This is a genomic window from Nonomuraea typhae, assembly GCF_009760925.1.
Classification (GTDB): domain Bacteria; phylum Actinomycetota; class Actinomycetes; order Streptosporangiales; family Streptosporangiaceae; genus Nonomuraea; species Nonomuraea typhae.
Window position 1 is genome coordinate 379,822 of the sequence record NZ_VRLV01000006.1, and the last position, 19,808, is coordinate 399,629.

Genomic DNA, 19,808 nt, shown 5'->3' on the forward strand with positions numbered 1-19,808 from the left:
CTACCTCCTTCGACGCGGGGAACCGCCCGGTTGTTCACGTGCGGTAGACGTTGACCCCGTCGACGTCGTCCTTGGACAACCGGCGCATCAGGTACAGCCCCTCCAGGGCGAACTCCAGGGCGGCGGCGGCGTGGCCCGGCGACTCGTCCCCGGCGCCCATGCCCACCTTGGTCATGATCTTGGCCAGGCCCGAGACGGGGCCGATGCGGCGCAGCAGCTCGGCGGCCGGGACCAGCTCGCCCGACTCGACCTGGCTGCCCTCGGCGAACTTGTCGGTCAGCGGCGCCAGGTCGGTGCCGCCCAGCCGGTTCCTGAACGTCTCCGCGGTCGCCCGGCGCAGCAGGTGCGCGAGGATCTCGGTCTCCCTGCCCTCCTCGCTGACCTCGAACTCCACCTTGCCGCGCAGCGTCGGGACCATGCCGGGCAGGTCGCAGACGCGGGCCACCGCGTGTTCCTCGCCGGTCAGGGCGGCCCGCCGTACGGCGGAGGCCGCGGTGGTCTCGGCGGCGGCGATGGCGAAGCGGGCCGAGACGCCGGAGCGGGCGTCGACCGCCGTGGACTCGCGCACCAGGCGGGTGAACCGGGCGATCACCTCGATCAGGTGCTCGGGGATGTCGGCCCCGATGTCCGGCGTGGACTCCTGGCGGATGAGCGTGAGCTCGTCCTCGATCGTGCGCGGGTAGTGGGTGCGGATCTCGGCGCCGAAGCGGTCCTTCAGGGGCGTGATGATGCGGCCGCGGTTGGTGTAGTCCTCGGGGTTGGCGCTGGCGATGAGCAGGATGTCGAGCGGCAGGCGCAGGTTGTAGCCGCGGACCTGGATGTCACGCTCCTCCAGCACGTTGAGCAGCGAGACCTGGATGCGCTCGGCCAGGTCGGGCAGCTCGTTGACGGAGAAGATGCCGCGGTTGGTGCGCGGGACCAGGCCGTAGTGGACGGTCTCCGGGTCGCCCAGCGTGCGGCCTTCGGCGATCTTGATCGGGTCGACGTCGCCGATCAGGTCGCCGACCGAGGTGTCGGGCGTGGCCAGCTTCTCGCCGTAGCGCTCGTCGCGGTGCTTCCAGGAGATGGGCAATTCGTCACCCATTTCCTGAAATTTCCGGATACAGGTGGTGCAGGCGGGCGCATACGGGTGATCGTTGATCTCGCAGCCCTCGACCACCGGCGTCCACTCGTCGAGCAGGCCGGAGACCGTGCGGATGAGCCGGGTCTTGCCCTGGCCGCGCTCACCCAGCAGGACCAGGTCATGCCCGGCCAGCAACGCGCGTTCGAGATGCGGCAGGACCGTGTCGTCGAACCCCACGATGCCGGGAAACCGGGGCTCGCCTGCCCGCAGCCTGGTCAGCAGGTTATGGCGGACCTCTGCTTTGACACTGCGGTGAACGTGATCGCTCGCGCGCAGTTCGCGGAGAATTCGAGGCTGATGCACGGGATCGAGACTACGTCGCCCGGCAGCCGTTCGCATCGTACTGAGATTTCGGATCTTGACTATTGAGTGATGGTTGGTACGAGTGCTTGTGTCTCCAGTGGGGAGAATCGGGCCTAGGGAATTAGTCATAGCAAGGGAGGCGAGACGCGTGGCCCTCATGACAAGTCGCTTCGCTGATGGCCTCGCCGTGGGATCCGACCTGGGCGCGACCGCCGAGCGCGCCGTGGGGCAGGCCCTGTCGAGGCTTGCCGACAAGGCCGACCTGGTCTGCTTCTTCATCTGCGGCGACGACCCCGACGACGTGGCCGAGGCCGGGCGGCGCGCCATGGCCCTCGCCCCCGGCGCGCACGTGATCGGCTGCAGCGCCACCGGCGTCATCGGCGACGGCCAGGGCATCGAGCTCGCGCCGTCCGTCAGCGCCTGGGCCGCCACTCTCGACGGCGCCCGCCTCACCACCTTCGCGCTGGAAACGCTGACCGCCGAAGACCGCTTCGTCGTCGTCGGCCTGCCGGAACGCAGCGCGGACGACCACGTCGCCGTCCTGCTGGCCGACCCGTACAGCTTCCCCACGGACGCCTTCGTCGAACGCTCCGTGGACGTGCTCGGCGACCTGCCGCTCATCGGCGGCCTGGCCAACGGGATGAGCGGGCGCGGATCGGTGCGCCTGTTCGCCGACGGCCAGGTCTACACCGAAGGCGCCATCGGCGTGCTCCTGAGCGGCGACGTGAACGTCAGCACCGTGGTCAGCCAAGGCTGCCGCCCGATCGGCCCCACCATGGCCGTCACCCGCGCCGAGGAGAACCTGCTGCTGGAACTCGCCGGCCAGCCCGCCCTGGCCCGCCTGGAGGACATCGTCAGCGAACTCGACGAGGACGACCGCGAACTCGTCGCCTCCGGGCTGCAGATCGGGCTGGCCATGAACGAGTACGCCGAACGCCACGAACGCGGCGACTTCCTCATCCGGGGCGTGCTCGGCATCGACCCCGACCGCGAAGCCGTGGCCATAGGGGACGTGGTCGAGGTCGGCCGGACCGTGCGTTTCCAGGTCCGCGACGCCGCCACCGCCGACGAGGACCTCTACGACCTGCTCGACGCCCACCGCGAGGAGATCGGCAAGGTCGACGGGGCACTGCTGTTCGCCTGCAACGGCCGCGGCTCGGCCATGTTCGGCACCGCCGACCACGACGCCGTCGCCCTGCGCGACACCCTCGGCCACATCGGCATGGCCGGCTTCTTCGCCGCCGGCGAGGTCGGCCCCGTCGCCGGGCACAACCACGTCCACGGGTTCAGCGCCGCCGTCCTGGTCTTCTCCTCGGGCAGCCGGTAGTCCACGGTGGTTCACATCGCGAACTCGGCGAAGAGCCGGTTGTTGACCTCGGTGTTCATGGGCTCGTAGAGGGCGTAGAAGTCCGCGCCGCACTCCAGGTCGTCGAGTGCCGCCTTGATCTCCTTCTCGAGGTACGGCCTGGCCTCGGCGGGGGAGAGCTCGGGCATGACGATCTCGCGGGAACCGGGCACGGGCGTCGTGAGGTTCTGCTGCTCGCCGAGCCTGCTCAGCTGGTCGTTGAACGGCTGCTGCGTGCTGAGTGAGATCTCGCGGGGACTGATCTTGGGGACGAGGTACCCCAGGTCGCGCAGGCAGGTGGCCATGTCCTCGGCGAGGTCGACGGCCCAGGGGTTGTCGTTGATCTCGTTGGCGACGATGTCCCGCTTCGCCGCGCCGAACTGCTCGTAGAACTCCCTGCGGCTCTTGACGGTCTTGCCCAGCACCTTCTTGGCGGCCTGGACGAAGCACGTGACCTCGGCCTTCGCGTAGGAGTCGCGTTGCGCGGCGGAGAGCTTGCCGGAGATGTCCTCGTTGGGGTTGCGCTCGGTCTGGGAGCCGATCTGGGCCTTCTCTCTCGGGTAGACGTACGGCGCGAAGATCCCAAACCCGTATTTTTCGCGATATTTCCGCATCGCATGGTAGTCGCCGTTGAGCCGCTCGAGCTCGTCCCCGGACTTCCCCTTCTCCGGAGGCACGAACGCGATGTACTTGAAGCCGTGCTGCCTCATGCAGGCGGCCCGGATGGCCTCCATCCGGTGCTTCTTGTCCGCCGTCGCCGCCGGCTCGGGCAAGGCGCCGCCGGTGCCCGCGCAACCGGCCAGGGCGGTCAGCGCGATCGCGGCCAGGAACACCCTTCTGAGCATGGCCATCCACGATAGCTAATCGAGCACGTGTTTCCGCTGCCGGAACGGGATGAACGCCGCCGCCGCGGTCAGCAACGCCAGCAGGGCCCAGTAGGCGAGGTGCTGCGAGGTCAGGCTCAGCCCGTCCTCCGGCAGCGTCAGCACCCCGAACGTCACGGAGACGACCCCCAGGTACAACGCGCAGCCCAGCGCCCACCGCAGATCCCGGGTCAGGTAGCCGGCCACCACCGCCCCGGCGAACAGGCCGAACTCCAGGACCATCCGGCTGAAGCTGATCACCGGCTGGCTGTCGTCCGGCATCCACGCCGGCCCGGCCCACGCGGCCACCGGCAGCGCCGCCCACCACCACCACGACCGCCGGCGCAGCGTAGCGCGGCCGGTCCCCAGCACGAGCAGCCCGACGATCATCAGCCCGTAGGCGGCGGCCACGGCCACGGGACTGCTGTCGGCGAACAACGCCCGGTCGGTGAGCACGCCCGGGGTCAGCGGCAGCAACGTCGGCTCGGCGAACTGCCATCCGCCCGCGATGGCCACCGTCTTCATGCTCACGGCCGCCGTCAGCGGGATCGCCGGCCACACCCACGCCCGCAGGATCGCCAGCACGGACAGGGCCGACAACGTTATCCAGAACGGAATCTCGGCGGCGAACGGCAGGATCGTCGCCAGGTTGCCCACGGCCACCGCGGCGAGGCCCAGGTGGAGCCCGTCCCGTGCCACGTTGCCGTGCGTCAGCGCGATCACGCGGGCCCTGGCGCCGCCGATCAGCAGCCCGGCCGCCTCGCGCGCCGACGGCACCGCGCGGTCGGCCTCGGTGGTGGCCAGCAGCACGTCAAGCAGTTCGTCACCGTGTGCCCGCCGGTAGGAGGGCGGGTAGGCGCGCAGCAGCATGCGGTAATAGCGCTCCAGGCTGCGTGCCGGGCCGGACACGGTAGCCGTCACGCAGGCTCCCATGTGAGCCGCCAGCTGTTGGCCTTGTGCGGCGACAGCCGCCAGACCAGCTCCGCCGCCTCCTGCATCCGCCTGGCCTCGGCCTCCACGAGGTTCTGCCCCTGCTCGGTGATCCGGAAATAGCGGCGATTGCGCCCGTTGACCGTCTCCTCCCGGTCCACGGTGATCACACTGCGCTCGTGCAAACGTTCGAGGATGCCGTAGAGGGTGCCGACCGAGGGCCGGACCCGGCCGTGGGACAGCTCCTGGATCGCCTTGCTGATCGCATGCCCGTGGAGAGGGCCGTTGAGCAGTGCGGTGAGCACGAAGAACATGGGCTCGCTGACTTCGGAGGTTCCCCTGGGCATAAAGCTAACGTTAATTCGTTCAACGAAGTGTCCGCAACGTTCGTAACGCTCTGTCGGCGACCGTCCAAGCAAGGGTGTTGACCGACGAGAGGAGTACGGCCGGTGATCGCAACCGATCCCGAGGCCTTCGAGGCCTTCTACCGCCGGCACGTCGAGGCGATCACGCGATTCCTGGCTCGCCGGGTGGACGACCCGCACACGGTCGCCGACCTGGTGGCGGAGGTGTTCGTCGCGGTGCTCGACTCGGCGCACACCTACCGGCCGGGCCTGGGCAGCGAGATCGCGTGGTTGTACGGCGTGGCGCGCAACACGCTGTCGGCCGAACGGCGCCGGGCCGTCAAGGAGTCCAGGCTCGCCGTCCGCCTGCAGGGGCGGCGGCTGCTGGAACCCGACGACGTCGCCCGGATGGAGGAGCGCATCGACGCGGAGAGCACGGCGCGGCGGGCGTTCACCGCCATGGCCGGGCTGCCCGAGGGCGAACGAGCGGTGCTGGAACTGGTCGCGATCGACCAGCTCACGGTCACCGAGGCGGCCGCCGCCCTCGGCATCCGGCAGGTGACCGCCAGAGTCCGGCTCCACCGCGCCCGCGCGGCGCTCAAGGACGTGCCTCTCGTCATGGAAGGAACCATCGGATGAGTTTCGAGGAGCGTCTGCTCATGGAGCTGAAGAACGAGATCGCCGCCCGGCGGCGCAAGAAGATCGTCCGTCGCGTGCTCGCCGGAGCGGCGGCGGCCGGAGTGGCCGCGGCGGTCGTGATCGGCGGGCCGCAGGTGTTCGGCGGCGGGTCGCCCGCCTACGCGCTGACCAAGGCGGCCGACGGCATCTACGTCCAGGTGCACGAACTCCGCGACGCCGGCAATCTGGAGGCCGACCTCGCCGCCCTGGGCGTCACGGCTGACGTCTCCTACCTCGGCAAGGGCAAGCGTTGCGCCCCCGGCCGGGGCGCGAACGTCGGCGTGGCGGGCTCGGCCGAGGCGGTGACCCCCACGCGGAAGGGCATCAGGATCGTCCCGGCCAAGGTCGGCAAGGGGCAGACCGTGGTCCTGGAGTTCGCCGAGGACACCGGGCCGGACACGGCCCGGCCGAAGGTGGCGTGGACCTTTACCGGACGGCTCATGGACGGCCCGATCAAGCCCTGCCAGGAGGTCGACGACCCGAGCTGGAACGACATCGGCGGCCCCGAGGGCCAGCCGCCGGCCCATCTGCGCGGAGACGAGAAGCAGCCGCCCGCGGGGAACTAGGCCCCCGCGGCTCACGGGGCCTGGTGAAACGGTCCAACCGGTATCGGGGTGGCGGGGCCGTACCTATGTGGTCGTCCGTGGGTCTGAGCAGCCCAAAGGGCAACGCCGTACCCTTTGGGCGCATTGGGTCTTGTGTCGGGGTTTCTGGTGATTAGTTTCAGTCTCACCATGACCAACCACATACCGGTCACCGCGCGCGGGCTGGTGCTGCGCCTGCTCCGTGACACAGGACCGCTGCCGAGGGCAGAGCTCGCCCGCAGGAGCGGACTGTCGGCCACCACGATGACCAAGGTCGTCGCCCAGCTCATCGACGAGGGGTGCGTGGTGGAGAGCGCCGCGACGGCGCTCCGGGTCGGCCGGCCCGCTACGGACGTGGCCCTGGTGCCGGGTTCGTACTGGGTGATCGGGGTCGGGCTGGGCCGGATCGGGCTCGGCGACCTGCTTGGCCGCCTGCACGCCACGCGGCCCCTGACCGGGGAACTCCCCGAGGAGATCGGGAATCTGCTCACCGACCAGGGCGTCGACCGGGCCCGGGTGCTCGGCGTCGGCGTGGCCGTACCGGAACCGCCCGATCCGCGCCTGGCCGAGCGGCTGGCGTGCGGCAGCGGGCTGGCCGCCGTCGCCGATCACGACGCCCGCGCGATGGCCCTGGCCGAGGCGAGGTACGGCTGCCGCGCCCGCGACGTCCTCTACGTGCACGTGGACGAGGAGGTGCGGGCCGGGGCGGTGCTCGACGGGCGGCCCTTCGGCGGCGGCGTCATCGACCTCGGCCACCTGCGGGTCACCGAGCAGGGCCCGGCCTGCGCCTGCGGCGGCACCGGCTGCCTGGCCGCCCTGATCGGCGGCCACCTGCCCGGCGAGCTCACGGGGGAGCTGGCCGGGCACCTGGCCGGCACGCTGGCCGCCGCCGTCAGCGTGCTGGGCCTCGGGCACATCCGGCTCGGCGGCCGCCTGGGCGAGGCCGGAGACGTCTCGCTCGACCGGCTGCGCGCCGCCGTGCTGGCCAGGGTCGCGCCCGCGCTGCGGGCCGGCGTGTGCGTCGACCGCTGCGGGCTCGGGCCCGAGGCCGGCGTCCTCGGCGGCGCGGCGCTGGCCCTGGAGCGGTTCTTCTACGGCTGAGCCCTTCCTCTATGAGGAGAGGGACGGGCGCCTGGGCTGGAAGAGCCAGGCGTCGAAGAGCTTGTCGAGCTGCTTGCCCGACACCTTCTCGGCCAGCGCGATGAACTGGGCGGTGCTCACGTGCTCGTAGCGGTGCTGGGCGTTCCACTCCTTGAGCAGGCGGAAGAACGCGGGGTCGCCGATCGCGACGCGCAGCGCGTGCAGCGTCATCGCCCCACGCGTGTAGATCGACTCGTTGAACAGGTCGGTCGGCCTGGCCCGGCCGGGCGGGTAGCTCCAGATGGGGTCGTCGGCGCCGCGGGCGTAGGTGGTGTCGAAGGTCTCCTGCGCGCGGCCCTTGCCGGTGTGCTCGGACCACAGCCACTCGGCGTAGGTGGCGAAGCCCTCGTTGAGCCACAGGTCGCGCCAGCGCTTGATGCTCAGGCTGTTGCCGAACCACTGGTGGGCCAGCTCGTGGGCGATGATGCTCTCGCCGGGGTCGAAACCGCCGTACATCGGCTTGGTCTGGTTCTCCAGCGCGTAGCCGGTGGGGAAGTTGTCCACGACGCCGCCGGTGGAGGAGAACGGGTAGGCGCCGAAGACCGTGCTCCAGTAGTCGGTGATCGCACCGGTGGTGGTGTAGACGCGGTCGAGGGAGGAGCGGAACTCGGGGTCCACGGCCACGAGGTTCCGCAGGCCGCCCGCCGTCTTGCCCTGGCGCAGCTCGAAGCGGCCCAGCGTGGCGGTGGCCAGGTAGGTCACCATGGGGTGGCGCTCGCGCCAGGTGAAGGTGGTCTTGCCGCCCGAGGTCTCCGGTTTGCCGGTGAGCTCGCCGTTGGCCAGCGCGGTCAGCCCCCGGGGGACGGTGATCTCGAAGTCGAAGCGGGCCTTGTCGGCCGGGTGGTCGTTGGCCGGGAACCAGGTCCTGGCGCCGTTGGGCTCGCAGGCGACGAAGGCGCCGTCGCTGGTCGGGATCCAGCCGTAGGTGCCGAGGTTGGTGGCGTTCTTGACGGGCTGCGGCGTGCCGGAATAGGTGATCTTGACGGTGAACCGGTCGCCCTCGGCCAGCGGGGCCGCCGGGATCACGGTCAGCTCGTCGCCGCTGCGGGAGTAGGTCGCCTCGCGGTCGTCGACCGAGACGCCGCCGATGTCGAAGCCGGACAGGTCGAGGTTGAACTGGCTGAGCCGCTGCGTGGCCCGGGCCTGGATGGCCGCCGCGCCGTTCAGATGGCGCTTGCGCGGGTCGTAGTCGAGGCGCAGGCCGTAGTGGGCGACGTCGTAGCCGCCGTTGCCGTCGAGCGGGAAGTCGGCGTCGCCGATGCCCGGCGCGCCCGCGTCACCGGCCGCCGGCCGGGCCGAGGTCGGGGCGGCCGAGCCGTTGGACGGCGAGCAGGCGAGCACGGCGAGAAGCACGGTGAGTGATACCGCCGTGCGCCGGATGGACCCCATGACCACGTCTCCCTTCGAAGCGTGATCAGAAGCCTACGGTAGGTGGCCGACAGTTCAGGCATCAACGACCAGCGTCTTGCCCGCCTTGTCGTGCAGCGCCTGCTTGCGCTGGTCGAAGAGGATCCAGCCGAGATCCAGCAGCGCGCCGACGCAGCACAGCCAGCTGAGCACCGTGCGCACGGCCTCGCGGATGGCGACCTGGCCGACCGTGGCCTTCCCGCCGCTCTCCTGGACCACCCGCATGCCGAAGACCTTCTTGCCGACGGTCTGGCCGTTCCAGTAGGAGTGCAGCAGCCAGAAGTAGAAGAAGGCGATGGCCGACTGCAGGAAGACGTGCGTCGTCGGCACGCGCTCCCAGATGCCGCGGCTGGAGTCCCAGATATAGGTCCAACTGTTCCAGGTGAACGGAACCGAGACGATCGCGATGATGATCTCGTCCAGGATGCCCGAGAACAGTCGCCGCCAGCGCCCCGCCAGTGGTGGTGTCATGCAGGCAAGATCACCACCACCGGGTCAGGACAAACTAAAGGTTGCCCCTGCGTTCCTGCTCGCGCTCGATGGCCTCGAACAGCGCCTTGAAGTTGCCCTTGCCGAAGCCGAGCGAGCCGTGGCGCTCGATGAGCTCGAAGAAGACCGTCGGGCGGTCCTGCACCGGCTTGGTGAAGATCTGCAGCAGGTAGCCGTCCTCGTCGCGGTCCACGAGGATCTTGCGCCTCTGCAGCTCGTCGATCGGCGCCCGGACCTCGCCGATGCGGGCGCGCAGCTCGGGGTCCTCGTAGTAGGAGTCGGGGGTGTCGAGGAACTGCACGCCGGCCGCGCGCATGTTGTCCACCGTGGTGAGGATGTCGTTGGTGGCCAGCGCGATGTGCTGCACCCCGGGGCCGCCGTAGAACTCGAGGTACTCGTCGATCTGCGACTTCTTGCGGCTGACCGCCGGCTCGTTCAGCGGGAACTTGACCTTGCGGGTGCCGTCGGCCACGACCTTCGACATCAGCGCGGAGTACTCGGTGGCGATGTCGTCGCCCACGAACTCCGCCATGTTCGTGAAGCCCATCACCTTGCGGTAGAACTCCACCCACTCATCCATCTTGCCGAGCTCGACGTTGCCCACGCAGTGGTCGATGGCCTGGAAGAACCGCTTGTCCGGCGGCGCCACCAGCGGCTCGACCGACACGTAGCCGGGCAGATAGGGGCCTGCGTAATTGGCCCGGTCGACCAGGGTGTGGCGGGTCTCGCCGTAGGTGGCGATCGCCGCGACGACCACCTTCCCCTGCTCGTCCTCCATCGTGTACGGCTCGGCCAGCCCGCGGGCGCCCTGGGAGACGGCGTAGGCGTATCCCGCCTCGGCGTCCGGCACCTCGATGGCCAGGTCGATCACGCCGTCACCGTGTTCGGCCACGTGGCGGGCCAGCTCGTGGCCGGGCCGTACCGCGGACCTGAACTCGAAGACGGCGCCTCCGGACTTGAGCACGTAGCCCACCTCGTCCCTGCTGCCGGTCTCCGGGCCCTTGTAGGCCACCAGCCGCATGCCGAAGGCGGTCGAATAGTAGTGGGCGGTCTGCTTGGCGTTGCCGACAGCGAAGACCACGGCGTGCATGCCGTTCACCGGAAATACGTCGCTCATATGGGTAACTGTTGGTTTTGGTGGGCTGGTTGCGCAACAGTTACTTGTTTGGGTGGACAATCTGTCTATGTCGATTGATGAACTGGACGCCAAACTGCTCAGTCTGCTAACCGAGGAGCCGCGGCTGGGCGTTCTGGAGTGTTCGCGGCGGCTGGGCGTGGCCCGGGGGACCGTTCAGGCGCGGCTCGACCGGATGATCGCGCGTGGGGTGGTCACCGGCTTCGGCCCCGACGTGTCGCCGGCGGCGCTCGGTTACGACGTGACGGCGTTCGTCACGATGGAGATCCGGCAGGTGGCCGGGCACGATCCGGTGGCCGACCGGCTGGCGCACATCCCGGAGGTGCTGGAGGTGCACACGATCACCGGCGGCAGTGATCTTCTGTGCCGGGTGGTGGCGCGGACCAACGCCGACCTTCAGCGGGTCATCGACCAGATCGTGGAGGTTCAGGGGGTGCTCAGGACCTCGTCCATCATCGCGCTCGACACCCCGGTTCCCTACCGCGTCATGCCCTTGGTGGCGGATGTCCCGCGTCGTGGGGCGAGGTAGACGTACCATCGGGTTCAGGGCCGAGGCACCGTTATCGATCGTTTACCCTTGACATTCGCCCAGCTCGGGCGGGCGAAGCTGGGGGCGATCGGGGGGTTGCGGGTGCGGAGTGATGGGAAGCAGGGCATGCGAAAGCGGCGGATACTCCGCTATTTCCTGATCGCCAGTGGTGTTGGAATCGTCGTCTTGATCGGACTTTTCGGGATCGCGTGGGCGATGACTCCGATTCCCGACAGCACCCAGAAGCAGGCCACCGCCCAGGGTTCCGTCATCTACTACCGCGACGGCAAGAGCGTGATCGCCCGCCAGGGCATCGACCGCAGGAACGTCCCCCTGGCCCAGGTGCCCAAGCACGTGCGCGACGCGGTCATCGCCGTCGAGAACCGCTCCTTCTACACCGACAGCGGCGTGTCGGTGAAGGGCACCATCCGCTCGGTCTGGTCCACCGTCACCGGCCAGCAGTTGCAGGGCGGCTCCACCATCACCCAGCAGCTCGTGCGCAACTACTACAGCGGCCTCAGCCAGGAGCGCTCGGTCACCCGCAAGTTCAAAGAGATCCTGATCGCGATGAAGGTCGATCAGTCCAAGTCGAAGGAATGGGTGCTCGAGCAGTACCTCAACACCATCTACTTCGGCCGCGGCGCCAACGGCATCCAGGCCGCCGCCCAGGCGTACTTCGGCAAGGACGTCGCCAAGCTCACCGTCTCCGAGGGCGCCTACCTCGCCTCGGTCATCCAGCAGCCCAGCCGCTTCGCCGACCCGAAGGGCGCCGACCTCGACGCCGTCAGGTCCCGCTGGAGCGCGGTGATCAACGGCATGCGCGAGATCGGCGCGCTCACCCCCGAGCAGGCCGCCGCGGAGAAGTTCCCCGCGCTCAAGGCGCCCAAGAAGCCCTTCGAGTTCAAGGGCCAGAGCCAGTACATGGTCGACCAGGTGCGCGCCGAGCTCAACCGGCGCGGCTACACCGACGAGGACATCACCGGTGGCGGCCTCAAGATCGTCACCACCTTCGACAAGAAGCTCATGGACGCCGCCGCCCGCGCGGTCAAGCAGGTCATCCCGGCCGCCACCCCGAAGAAGGTCCGCGTGGGCCTGGCCGCGGTGGAACCTTCCACCGGTGAGGTCGTCGCCTTCTACGGCGGCAAGGCCAGCCAGTACAAGTACGACAACGCCTTCTCCTCCCAGGTCCAGGCGGGCTCCACGTTCAAGCCGTACACACTGGCCGCCGCCCTCAACAACGGCATGGACCTGTCCACCCGCGTCGACGGCAACTCGCCCATGCGCGTGGCCAGCGACCCCTCGCACCCGATCCCCAACGACAGCGGCCGCTCCTACGGGCACATCAACCTGGTGCGCGCCACCCAGAGCTCGGTCAACACCGCCTTCGTGGACCTCGGCCAGAAGGTCGGCCTGGACAAGGTCGCCTCCACCGCCGAGGCGATGGGCATCCCGGCCGGCCAGCTCAAGCAGCACCAGGGCGCCGCCTCCTTCCCGCTCGGCGTGGCCTCGGTCAGCGCGGTCCAGAACGCCTCCGGCTTCTCCACCTTCGCCAACGGCGGCGTCCACGTCGAGGCGCACGTCGTCAGGTCGGTGACCGACGCCAAGGGCGAGAAAAAGGTGATCAAGCCGGTCGAGGCGCAGGCCATCAGCAAGGGGGCCGCCGGCGACGCCACCTACGCGATGCAGCAGGTGGTCAAGTACGGCACCGGCACCGCCGCCCGCCTCTACGACCGCCCGGTGGCCGGCAAGACCGGCACCACGGACAAGTCCGGCGCCGTCTGGTTCAACGGCTTCACCGCCCAGCTGGCCACCGCCGTCAACATGTTCCGCGACGACAACAAGACCGTGGAGATCCCCGGGTACGGCGTGCAGTTCGGCGGCCAGCTGCCCGCCCAGGTGTGGCGGGCCTTCATGACCGAGGCGATGGCCGGCAAGCCCGTCGTCCAGTTCCCCGAGCCCACCGACTACGGCTACGGCTCCTACGACTCCGGCCCCGAGGACACCGTCCCGCAGGACCGCAACAGCCCGCCGCCGGACTGGTTCGACGACGAGACCCAGTCGCCGGACCCGACGCGCGAGCCCGACCCCACGATCAGCGACTTCCCGACCGGCGAGCCGACCACTCCGGAGGAGACCGACGGCCCGCCCCCGGACGACGACGGCCCCGGCTTCCCCACCGGGGGACCGGGCGACGGCCGCGACAACGGCGGCCGCCCCAACGGCGGACAGGGGTCGCCGGCGCGGTGACGACGGGGTCGTTCAGCCGGCCCGGCTCAGCTCCGCGCTCAGGTCCTCGGGAGTGGTGACGGGCAGGCGGCAGGCGAAGTTCCGGCAGACGTAGGCCGCCGGTCGCCCGTCCACCGGCCCGCGCCCGGCCAGCAACGGCACCGTCTCGTCCGTGCCGTCGCCCAGCGCCAGCACCAGCCCGGGGGAAACGGCCAGCATCGCCTCCCGGTGCAACGCCCGCGTGCGGGGATCGCCGGGATCCCCCACGACCGCCACCTCGACCGGCCCGGCCAGCGCCGCCGCGGCCACCGCCAGCCCCCACCCGGCGAAGCGCGCATGCCCCGTCGCCAGCACGGAAACGGTGCCCAGCGCCTCGAAGGCCGCCTCCCGGTGCCGCGCGGACCCGGTCAGCGCCGCATACGACAACAACGCCCCCGCCGCCGCGAACTGCCCGGAAGGCACCGCGTTGTCCGTGGGATCCTGCGGCCGCTGGAACAACCGCTCGGCATCGTCGGCCGTGTCGTAGAACCCGCCCGTCCCGTCCGCGAACCGCGTGAGCACCGTCTCCAGCAGCTCCCCGGCCAGCGAGAACCACCGCGCCTCCCCGGTGGCCGCATACAACGCCAGCAGCCCCTCGGCCACGTCCGCGTAGTCTTCCAGCACCCCGGCGTTCGCCCCGGCCCGCCCGTCGCGCGAGGTCCGGGCCAGCCGCCCGTCGCGCGCGTGCACGTCCTCCAGCAGTACGGCTGCCGCCCGCGCCGCCTCCAGCAGATCGGGCCGCTCGAAGACCACCGCCGTCTCGGCCAGCGCCGCGATGGCCAGGCCGTTCCAGGCGGCCACCACCTTGTCGTCGCGGCCGGGCCGTACGCGCTGGTCCCGTGCGGCCATCAGCCGCTCGCGGACCTGCTCGTAGCGCGGGAGGTCGGCCGGATCCCGCAGCAGCTGCAGCACCGAGGTCCCGTGCTCGAACGTCCCGGTCACCTTGAACAGCTCGGCAGCCCAGGACCCGTCCTCCTGCCCGAGCACCTCGGCCAGCTCGGCGGGCGTCCAGACGTAGAACTTGCCCTCCTCGCCCTCGCTGTCGGCGTCGAGCGCGGAGGCGAACCCGCCTTCTGGCGTCCGCATCTCCCGCACCAGCCAGTCGGCCGTCTCCAGCGCGACCTTGCGCGCCAGCGGCGTGCGCTCGCCGCGCCACCAGTGCGTGTAGACCCGCAGCAGCAGCGCGTTGTCGTAGAGCATCTTCTCGAAGTGCGGCACCACCCACTCCGCGTCCACGCTGTAGCGCGCGAACCCGCCGCCGAGCTGGTCGTAGATCCCGCCCCTGGCCATCGCCTCCAGCGTGGCCGCCGACATCTCCCGCTCACCGGCCCGCAGCAGGAACTCCAGCGCCATCGACGGCGGAAACTTCGGCGCACCCCCGAACCCGCCGCGCACCGGGTCGAAACTCTCCCGGAGGCTGCGCACCGCCAGCTCCAGCGTGGCCGGCTCGGGCAGCGGCCCGTTGGGCAGCGTGGTGTGCGAGTTGAGCGCCTCCACCACCTTCGCCCCCTGGGCGAGGACCATCTCCCGATCCCCGCTCCACGCCTGATGCACCCCGGCCAGCAGCCGCTGGAAGTTCTCCCGGGGAAAGTAGGTCCCGCAGTAGAAGGGATGCCCCTCGGGCGTGGCGAACACCGTCATCGGCCAGCCGCCCTGATGGGTCATGGCCTGGGTGGCGCTCATGTAGACGGCGTCCACGTCCGGCCGCTCCTCACGATCGACCTTGACGTTGACGAAGTGCTCGTTCATGAGCCGGGCGGTCGCCTCGTCCTCGAAACTCTCGTGCGCCATGACATGACACCAGTGGCAGGATGAGTACCCCACACTGATCAACAGGGGTACGTCCCGCCTACTCGCTTCTTGCATCGCCTCCTCTCCCCACGGCCACCAATCGACTGGATTGCCGGCGTGCTGGAGGAGGTAGGGAGAGGTCTCACTACCCAGCCTGTTCATGGGATCAGGCTCTCACACCGCCGCTCAGGACAGGACTATGCGAGTGAGCAGCACCCGCTGACTCTTCCTGTCGATCCGGTATTCGGCGATGCCGAGCCCCTTGGGAATGAGGACCTCCCGCCAGTCCGGATCGCCGCCCACCTGGTCGCTACCTGTGAGCCACGGGTCCTCGCAGATGGCGACTGTGAGCGCTGCGACCGTCGAGAACACCTCCGCCGAAATGGACGGGTCAGCGAGTGTGTCGGCCACGATCTCCGAGGGAACCACGGGCCATAGGTCGTCCTCGCTCACTGAACGCCTAGCTCCCGCCGTCGACGCAGGACCTCATCCATGGTCGTCGTCGCCAGAGTGCCGGCTTCGGCCGCCGCTCGGATGCGGTCACGATCGGGGTCGGTGTCGAGCATTGCGCGGCCCCACCAGGCGTTGAGCACGCCGTCCAACTCCGGGCCCTGCTGGGCTTCGAGTAGCTCGGCGAAGAACTGCGCCCGTCGGCTGCCTCGCAGCGCATGGGAAATACCGCCGATAGTCCGCGGCACCCTGGGGCGGTCCGCTGTGCCACCGTGGACAGGCTGAGCGCTCATGACACCACCTTTCACGCTGTTCAGCGTACGTGGTGCCGTCGGCTACTCGCAGGAATCCCGTGACACCAGTGGCAGGATGAGTACCCCACACTGATCAACAGGGGTACGTCCCGCCTACTCGCTTCTTGCATCGCCTCCTCTCCCCACGGCCACCAATCGACTGGATTGCCGGCGTGCTGGAGGAGGTAGGGAGAGGTCTCACTACCCAGCCTGTTCATGGGATCAGGCTCTCACACCGCCGCTCAGGACAGGACTATGCGAGTGAGCGGCACCCGTTGATGCTTCCTGTCGATCCGGTGTTCGGCGATGCCGAGCCCCTTGGGAATGAGGATCTCCCGCCTGTCCGGATCGCCGCCCACCTGACCGCTCACCGAACGCCCGGCTCCCGCCGTCGGGCGAAGAACCGCGCCCGGCTCGCGGGAATCCCCTCACACCTCTCACGTCGTGGTCGGTACAGGGTCCGTGGGCGTAGGTTACGGATCGTGGATCTGGATTTCGTCTGCAGGCACGCCGGCCGGCGCGCCACCGCCCTCACGCGCAGGGATGTGGCTCTCGCGCTGCTGGCCGTACCGTCGGGGGTGGCGCTCGTGGCCATGCCCGATCTGCGTCGCGCGCTGATGGGCGCGGGCAACCCGCTCTCCCTGCCCTTCTGGGAGTCGGCCAAGGCCACGCTGAGCTCGATCGAGTCGGGCGCGGCCACCGTGGGCGAGGTGCAGCGGTGGCTGGAGTCCACCGGGAGCGAGCCGATCCTGCTGACGCCCGGCTACTTCGTGTGGCCGGAGGAGGACGAGCGGGGGCCGGTGGCGGGGGAGATGTTCGACCTGCTGGTGCGGTTTCTGGAGGACGAGATCGACGCGGGGCGGATCGATCCGGACGCGCTGGCCCGTGACGAGCCGGGGGCGCGGCGGGCCTTCGAGGAGCTTCAGGAGCGCTGGCTCAACTCCCCTCTGCCCGACGGGCGGGTGCCGGGGCACGCGGTCAGCGACGAGCAGGACGAGGAGTTGTTCGCCGCCTGGGACGAGGAGGAGGCGTTCGCCCTGGCGGAGCTGCGGCGGATCGTGAGCGAGCTGCCCAAGCAGCCGGAGCTGCCCGAGGACGAGCTGGAGCGGGCCGTGGCCAGGCTGCGGGACATCCTGGATCTGCCGGGGTATCCGGGCAACGTGTTGCGGGCCTGCGCGGGGTTCGGCGAGCGGGCGGTGCCCGAGGACGACCGGGAGTTGTGGATCGCGGTGCTGGCGGGGATCGCGGGGCCGGTCTCGGATCTGGCGGACCCCGACGAGGACGAGTTCGGCGACCTGGACGCGGGGCCCGGCCAGGACGACGCCGCGCTGGCCGGCTTGTGCGAGATCCAGCACGCCGACTGGCTGGCGGCGGTGGCGGCGCTGGCCAGGATGGGGCCCGGGGTGCTGGCCTCGCCGGAGCGCATCGCGCGGCTGATCGCCGAGTCGGAGGACATCGACATCGAGGCGGAGGAGGACGAGGACGACCTGGCCACGACCGAGCGGTTGTTCCTGCCCGTGGTGTACCTGTGGGGGTATCTGGGCGTGGTCGACGACGGCGACGTGCTCACGCGGCTCGGCTGGTGGGGCCTGCCGAAGGCGCTGGAACGCGCCTGGTCACCCGCCGAGTAGGGGTTGGTACTCCGGGTGCCGGTCGATGTAGCGCTTGACGTACGGGCACAGCGGGCTGACCTGCAGCCCGGCATCGCGGCTGGCGTCGAGCGCGTGCCGGACGAGCTGCCCGGCCAGGCCCTGGCCCTCGAAGTCGGGCAGCACCTCGGTGTGGGTGAAGACGATCTTCGTGGGCAGCAGCTTGTAGTCGGCGAACCCGGCGACCCGGCCGTCCACGAGGATCTCGAAGCGGCTCTCCGTCGAGTTGTCGACGATCTCGACCGGCATCTACTCGGCTTTCTTCTCGTGGGGCACGTCACCGTCGCGCGGGATCGAGATCTTCCCCATCTGCTTGTTCATGGATTTGATCAAGAAGAACAGGGCCGCGCCGATGGCCGCCACGACGAGGAAGCCGAGCAGGCCGGGGCTGACTTCGCCAGCTGCCAGTACAGTCACCCTTCCAGTCTAATGACAGGCAGGGGTGGGGTCGTCGGCGTGTATGCCCGCGAACAGGTCGTCCTCGGGCAGGTCGGTGTCGACCAGCGATCGGGCCAGGTGGTAGTCCTCGGTCGGCCAGATCTTCTGCTGCAGCTCGCGCGGGCAGGTGAAGAACCAGCCGTCGGGGTCGATCTGGGTGGCGTGGGCCAGCAGCGCCTGGTCGCGGATCTCGAAGTACTCCGCGCACGGCACCCGGGTGGTCACCGGCCACTTGGCGGGGCGGTCCTCCCAGCGGGCGATCCAGTCGCCGTACGGCGAGCCCATCCCGCGCTCGGTCATGGCCTCGTGCAGCGCCTCGAAGCGTTCCTTGGTGAAGCCCATCTGGTAGTAAAGCTTCAGGGGCTGCCACGGGTCTCCGGTGCCCGGGTAGCGGTCGGGGTCGCCGGCCGCCTCGAACGCCTCGATGGAGACGCGGTTGGTCATGATGTGGTCGGGGTGCGGGTAGCCGCCGTCGTCGTCATAGGTGATGATCACGTGGGGGCGGAACTCACGGACCGCGGAGACCAGCGGCCCGGCGGCCTTCTCCAGCGGCTGCAGCGCGAAGCAGCCGTCGGGCAGTTCCTCCTCCTCGCTCTCGGGCAGCCCCGAGTCGATGAAGCCGAGAAAACGCTGCTGGACGCCCAGGATCTCGCGGGCCCGATCCATCTCGCCCCGGCGGATCTCGGCGATGTTGGCGACGACCTCCGGGCGGTCCATCTTCGGGTTGAGCACGGAACCGCGCTCGCCGCCCGTGAGGGTACAGACCAGAACCTCGACGCCTTCGCGCACGTAGCGCGCCATCGTGGCGGCGCCCTTGCTCGACTCGTCGTCGGGGTGGGCGTGGACGGCCATCAGCCTCAGCGGTGCACTCACGGGCTCGATGTCTCCTCAGTTGGACCGATCAGTTGCCCAGAGAGGTTAGTTTCTGCTGGGCGGTCGCGAGGGCGGGGCCCCCGCGGGCGACAATTGTCTCGGATAACGCCGAGGGAGTGCAGGGAGATTCCGCCATGGCCACCAGAGATGTCGAGAACGGTCCCGTTCTCGGCACCCCCGACGACTTCCCCGATCGGCAGACGCGAGGGGGGCGCCTCGTCGTGCACGTCGTCATCGGCGTGCTGGTCGCCATCGTCGCAGGTGGCTGGGGTTATGTGATGTGGTCGATGACCGGCAGCGCCACAGGGGCCAAGCCGCAGGTCATCACCTTCTCCGTGGAGCGGCCGGACGAGGCCGAGATCACGTTCACCGTGAGCAAGCCGGCCGACCGGATGGCCGTCTGCCGCATCCGCGCGACCGACACCAACCACGGAGAAGTAGGCAGCAAGGAAGTAAGAATTCCCCCAGGTGGGGGTATCAAGCAGCTCAAGGAGCGGCTGGACACCACCGCCCAGGCCACTTCCGTCCACATCCAGTACTGCAATCTCGTATAGTGAGACATTTGGGGAAGCGTTCGAGCAGCTAAGTTGTTAGCCTTTCGCAATTCGCAACCTCAAGTGAACTCAGGGCCCCCTAAGTAAGCAAGGAGATCCCGTGGCCGACTCTCGCGATGAGAACGTCACCTGGCTGACGCAGGAGGCGTACGACCGCCTGAAGGGGGAATACGACTACCTCTCGGGCCCGGGTCGCGTCGACATCGCCAAGAAGATCGAGGCCGCTCGCGAAGAGGGCGACCTGCGGGAGAACGGCGGCTACCACGCCGCGAAGGACGAGCAGGGCAAGATGGAGGCCAGGATCTTCCAGCTGCGCCAGCTGCTCGACAGCGCCAGGGTGGGTGAGCCGCCCAAGACCGAGGGCGTGGTCGGTCCCGGCATGACGGTGACGATCCGGTTCGAGCGCGACGACGAAGAGGTGACCTTCCTGCTCGCCTCCCGGGAGGAGACCGGCGCCCCCATCGACGTGTACTCGCCGAAGTCGCCGCTGGGCGCCGCCATCAACGGCAAGAAGATCGGGGAGCGGGCCACGTACTCGATGCCCAACGGCCGCCAGAACACGGTCGAGATCCTCGAGGCCGTGCCGTACGTCGGCAATTGATTCCTCAGGACGACAAGGTCCGCC

22 protein-coding genes and 1 pseudogene are annotated in these 19,808 nt (G+C 69.5%); 9 read left to right on the forward strand and 14 right to left on the reverse strand.

Annotated features, from left to right (window positions below):
* Window positions 1–34: 34 nt before the first annotated feature.
* Entirely contained in the window at window positions 35–1,462 is a 1,428-nt protein-coding gene (locus tag FVE25_RS24600) for a sigma 54-interacting transcriptional regulator (protein WP_157249392.1), read from the reverse strand.
* Between the two features lie 121 nt (window positions 1,463–1,583).
* Between FVE25_RS24600 and FVE25_RS24605 the strand changes: the two genes are divergently transcribed.
* Window positions 1,584–2,753 carry an FIST signal transduction protein gene (locus FVE25_RS24605; RefSeq protein ID WP_157249393.1) on the forward strand — a complete coding sequence of 390 codons (1,170 nt, stop codon included), beginning with the start codon at window positions 1,584–1,586 and terminating at the stop codon, window positions 2,751–2,753.
* Between the two features lie 11 nt (window positions 2,754–2,764).
* On the opposite strand, the gene FVE25_RS24610 is transcribed toward FVE25_RS24605, so the two are convergent.
* Genes FVE25_RS24610 through FVE25_RS24620 form a run of 3 tightly spaced genes read right to left on the reverse strand, consistent with a single transcriptional unit; the run spans window position 2,765 to window position 4,911 of the window.
* Complete coding sequence (locus FVE25_RS24610) at window positions 2,765–3,616, reverse strand: hypothetical protein (RefSeq protein WP_157249394.1); 852 nt, start codon at window positions 3,614–3,616, stop codon at window positions 2,765–2,767.
* 15 nt (window positions 3,617–3,631) lie between these two features.
* Window positions 3,632–4,555, reverse strand: coding sequence for a hypothetical protein (locus FVE25_RS24615; protein ID WP_157249395.1), 924 nt, complete (start codon window positions 4,553–4,555; stop codon window positions 3,632–3,634).
* Entirely contained in the window at window positions 4,552–4,911 is a 360-nt protein-coding gene (locus FVE25_RS24620) for a PadR family transcriptional regulator (RefSeq protein ID WP_157249396.1), read from the reverse strand. The genes FVE25_RS24615 and FVE25_RS24620 overlap by 4 nt, the downstream gene beginning before the upstream one ends.
* Before the next feature lie 102 nt (window positions 4,912–5,013).
* Here FVE25_RS24620 and FVE25_RS24625 point away from each other — a divergent pair, with 102 nt between their 5' ends.
* The 3 genes from FVE25_RS24625 (at window position 5,014) to FVE25_RS24635 (ending at window position 7,271) form a co-directional block, all read left to right on the forward strand.
* Window positions 5,014–5,547, forward strand: coding sequence for an RNA polymerase sigma factor (locus tag FVE25_RS24625; RefSeq protein WP_181019699.1), 534 nt, complete (start codon window positions 5,014–5,016; stop codon window positions 5,545–5,547).
* The gene (locus tag FVE25_RS24630) at window positions 5,544–6,152 is read left to right on the forward strand and encodes a hypothetical protein (RefSeq protein ID WP_157249397.1); all 609 of its coding nucleotides are present in this window, start codon (window positions 5,544–5,546) and stop codon (window positions 6,150–6,152) included. Before FVE25_RS24625 ends, FVE25_RS24630 begins: the two co-directional genes overlap by 4 nt.
* A 168-nt stretch (window positions 6,153–6,320) precedes the next feature.
* On the forward strand, window positions 6,321–7,271 hold the full coding sequence (locus tag FVE25_RS24635) for an ROK family transcriptional regulator (RefSeq protein WP_157249398.1): 951 nt from the start codon (window positions 6,321–6,323) through the stop codon (window positions 7,269–7,271).
* Between the two features lie 9 nt (window positions 7,272–7,280).
* On the opposite strand, the gene FVE25_RS24640 is transcribed toward FVE25_RS24635, so the two are convergent.
* The 3 genes from FVE25_RS24640 to hppD are packed head-to-tail and all read right to left on the reverse strand — an operon-like array spanning window position 7,281 to window position 10,323.
* Window positions 7,281–8,699 carry a M1 family metallopeptidase gene (locus FVE25_RS24640; RefSeq protein WP_157249399.1) on the reverse strand — a complete coding sequence of 473 codons (1,419 nt, stop codon included), beginning with the start codon at window positions 8,697–8,699 and terminating at the stop codon, window positions 7,281–7,283.
* Window positions 8,700–8,753: 54 nt separating this feature from the next.
* Window positions 8,754–9,188: an RDD family protein gene (locus tag FVE25_RS24645; RefSeq protein ID WP_157249400.1), complete on the reverse strand. Its 435-nt coding sequence runs from the start codon at window positions 9,186–9,188 to the stop codon at window positions 8,754–8,756.
* A 34-nt stretch (window positions 9,189–9,222) separates the two neighbouring features.
* The gene (hppD, locus tag FVE25_RS24650) at window positions 9,223–10,323 is read right to left on the reverse strand and encodes a 4-hydroxyphenylpyruvate dioxygenase (RefSeq protein ID WP_157249401.1); all 1,101 of its coding nucleotides are present in this window, start codon (window positions 10,321–10,323) and stop codon (window positions 9,223–9,225) included.
* 67 nt (window positions 10,324–10,390) lie between these two features.
* Between hppD and FVE25_RS24655 the strand changes: the two genes are divergently transcribed.
* The gene (locus tag FVE25_RS24655; RefSeq protein ID WP_157249402.1) at window positions 10,391–10,870 is read left to right on the forward strand and encodes an Lrp/AsnC family transcriptional regulator; all 480 of its coding nucleotides are present in this window, start codon (window positions 10,391–10,393) and stop codon (window positions 10,868–10,870) included.
* Between the two features lie 216 nt (window positions 10,871–11,086).
* Complete coding sequence (locus FVE25_RS24660) at window positions 11,087–13,117, forward strand: transglycosylase domain-containing protein (RefSeq protein WP_246267365.1); 2,031 nt, start codon at window positions 11,087–11,089, stop codon at window positions 13,115–13,117.
* Between the two features lie 12 nt (window positions 13,118–13,129).
* Here FVE25_RS24660 and FVE25_RS24665 read toward each other — a convergent pair whose 3' ends face one another.
* The 4 genes and pseudogenes from FVE25_RS24665 to FVE25_RS24680 all read right to left on the reverse strand — a co-directional run.
* Window positions 13,130–15,088, reverse strand: a complete 1,959-nt coding sequence (locus FVE25_RS24665) for a thioredoxin domain-containing protein (RefSeq protein ID WP_157249403.1) — start codon at window positions 15,086–15,088, stop codon at window positions 13,130–13,132.
* A gap of 24 nt (window positions 15,089–15,112) precedes the next feature.
* On the reverse strand, window positions 15,113–15,379 hold the full coding sequence (locus FVE25_RS24670; protein WP_157249404.1) for a hypothetical protein: 267 nt from the start codon (window positions 15,377–15,379) through the stop codon (window positions 15,113–15,115).
* On the reverse strand, window positions 15,376–15,669 hold the full coding sequence (locus FVE25_RS24675) for a hypothetical protein (RefSeq protein WP_157249405.1): 294 nt from the start codon (window positions 15,667–15,669) through the stop codon (window positions 15,376–15,378). The genes FVE25_RS24670 and FVE25_RS24675 overlap by 4 nt, the downstream gene beginning before the upstream one ends.
* 59 nt (window positions 15,670–15,728) lie before the next feature.
* A pseudogene (locus FVE25_RS24680) lies at window positions 15,729–15,887 on the reverse strand (DUF255 domain-containing protein); the annotation flags it as partial.
* Window positions 15,888–16,151: 264 nt separating this feature from the next.
* Between FVE25_RS24680 and FVE25_RS24685 the strand changes: the two are divergent.
* Window positions 16,152–17,300 carry a hypothetical protein gene (locus tag FVE25_RS24685; RefSeq protein WP_157249406.1) on the forward strand — a complete coding sequence of 383 codons (1,149 nt, stop codon included), beginning with the start codon at window positions 16,152–16,154 and terminating at the stop codon, window positions 17,298–17,300.
* Here FVE25_RS24685 and FVE25_RS24690 read toward each other — a convergent pair.
* The 3 genes from FVE25_RS24690 to mca are packed head-to-tail and all read right to left on the reverse strand — an operon-like array spanning window position 17,286 to window position 18,629.
* Window positions 17,286–17,567 carry a GNAT family N-acetyltransferase gene (locus FVE25_RS24690; RefSeq protein WP_157249407.1) on the reverse strand — a complete coding sequence of 94 codons (282 nt, stop codon included), beginning with the start codon at window positions 17,565–17,567 and terminating at the stop codon, window positions 17,286–17,288. The genes FVE25_RS24685 and FVE25_RS24690 overlap by 15 nt on opposite strands.
* Window positions 17,568–17,735, reverse strand: coding sequence for a hypothetical protein (locus tag FVE25_RS24695; RefSeq protein ID WP_157249408.1), 168 nt, complete (start codon window positions 17,733–17,735; stop codon window positions 17,568–17,570).
* 9 nt (window positions 17,736–17,744) lie between these two features.
* On the reverse strand, window positions 17,745–18,629 hold the full coding sequence (mca, locus tag FVE25_RS24700; protein WP_157249409.1) for a mycothiol conjugate amidase Mca: 885 nt from the start codon (window positions 18,627–18,629) through the stop codon (window positions 17,745–17,747).
* Between the two features lie 134 nt (window positions 18,630–18,763).
* On the opposite strand from mca, the gene FVE25_RS24705 reads away from it, so the two are divergent.
* Together FVE25_RS24705 and greA are read left to right on the forward strand one after the other, a co-directional pair.
* A complete protein-coding gene (locus tag FVE25_RS24705; protein ID WP_157249410.1) occupies window positions 18,764–19,183 on the forward strand; it encodes a DUF4307 domain-containing protein in 420 nt (139 codons plus the stop codon).
* A 100-nt stretch (window positions 19,184–19,283) separates the two neighbouring features.
* Window positions 19,284–19,784: a transcription elongation factor GreA gene (greA, locus tag FVE25_RS24710; protein WP_157249411.1), complete on the forward strand. Its 501-nt coding sequence runs from the start codon at window positions 19,284–19,286 to the stop codon at window positions 19,782–19,784.
* The last annotated feature ends 24 nt before the right edge of the window (window positions 19,785–19,808 follow it).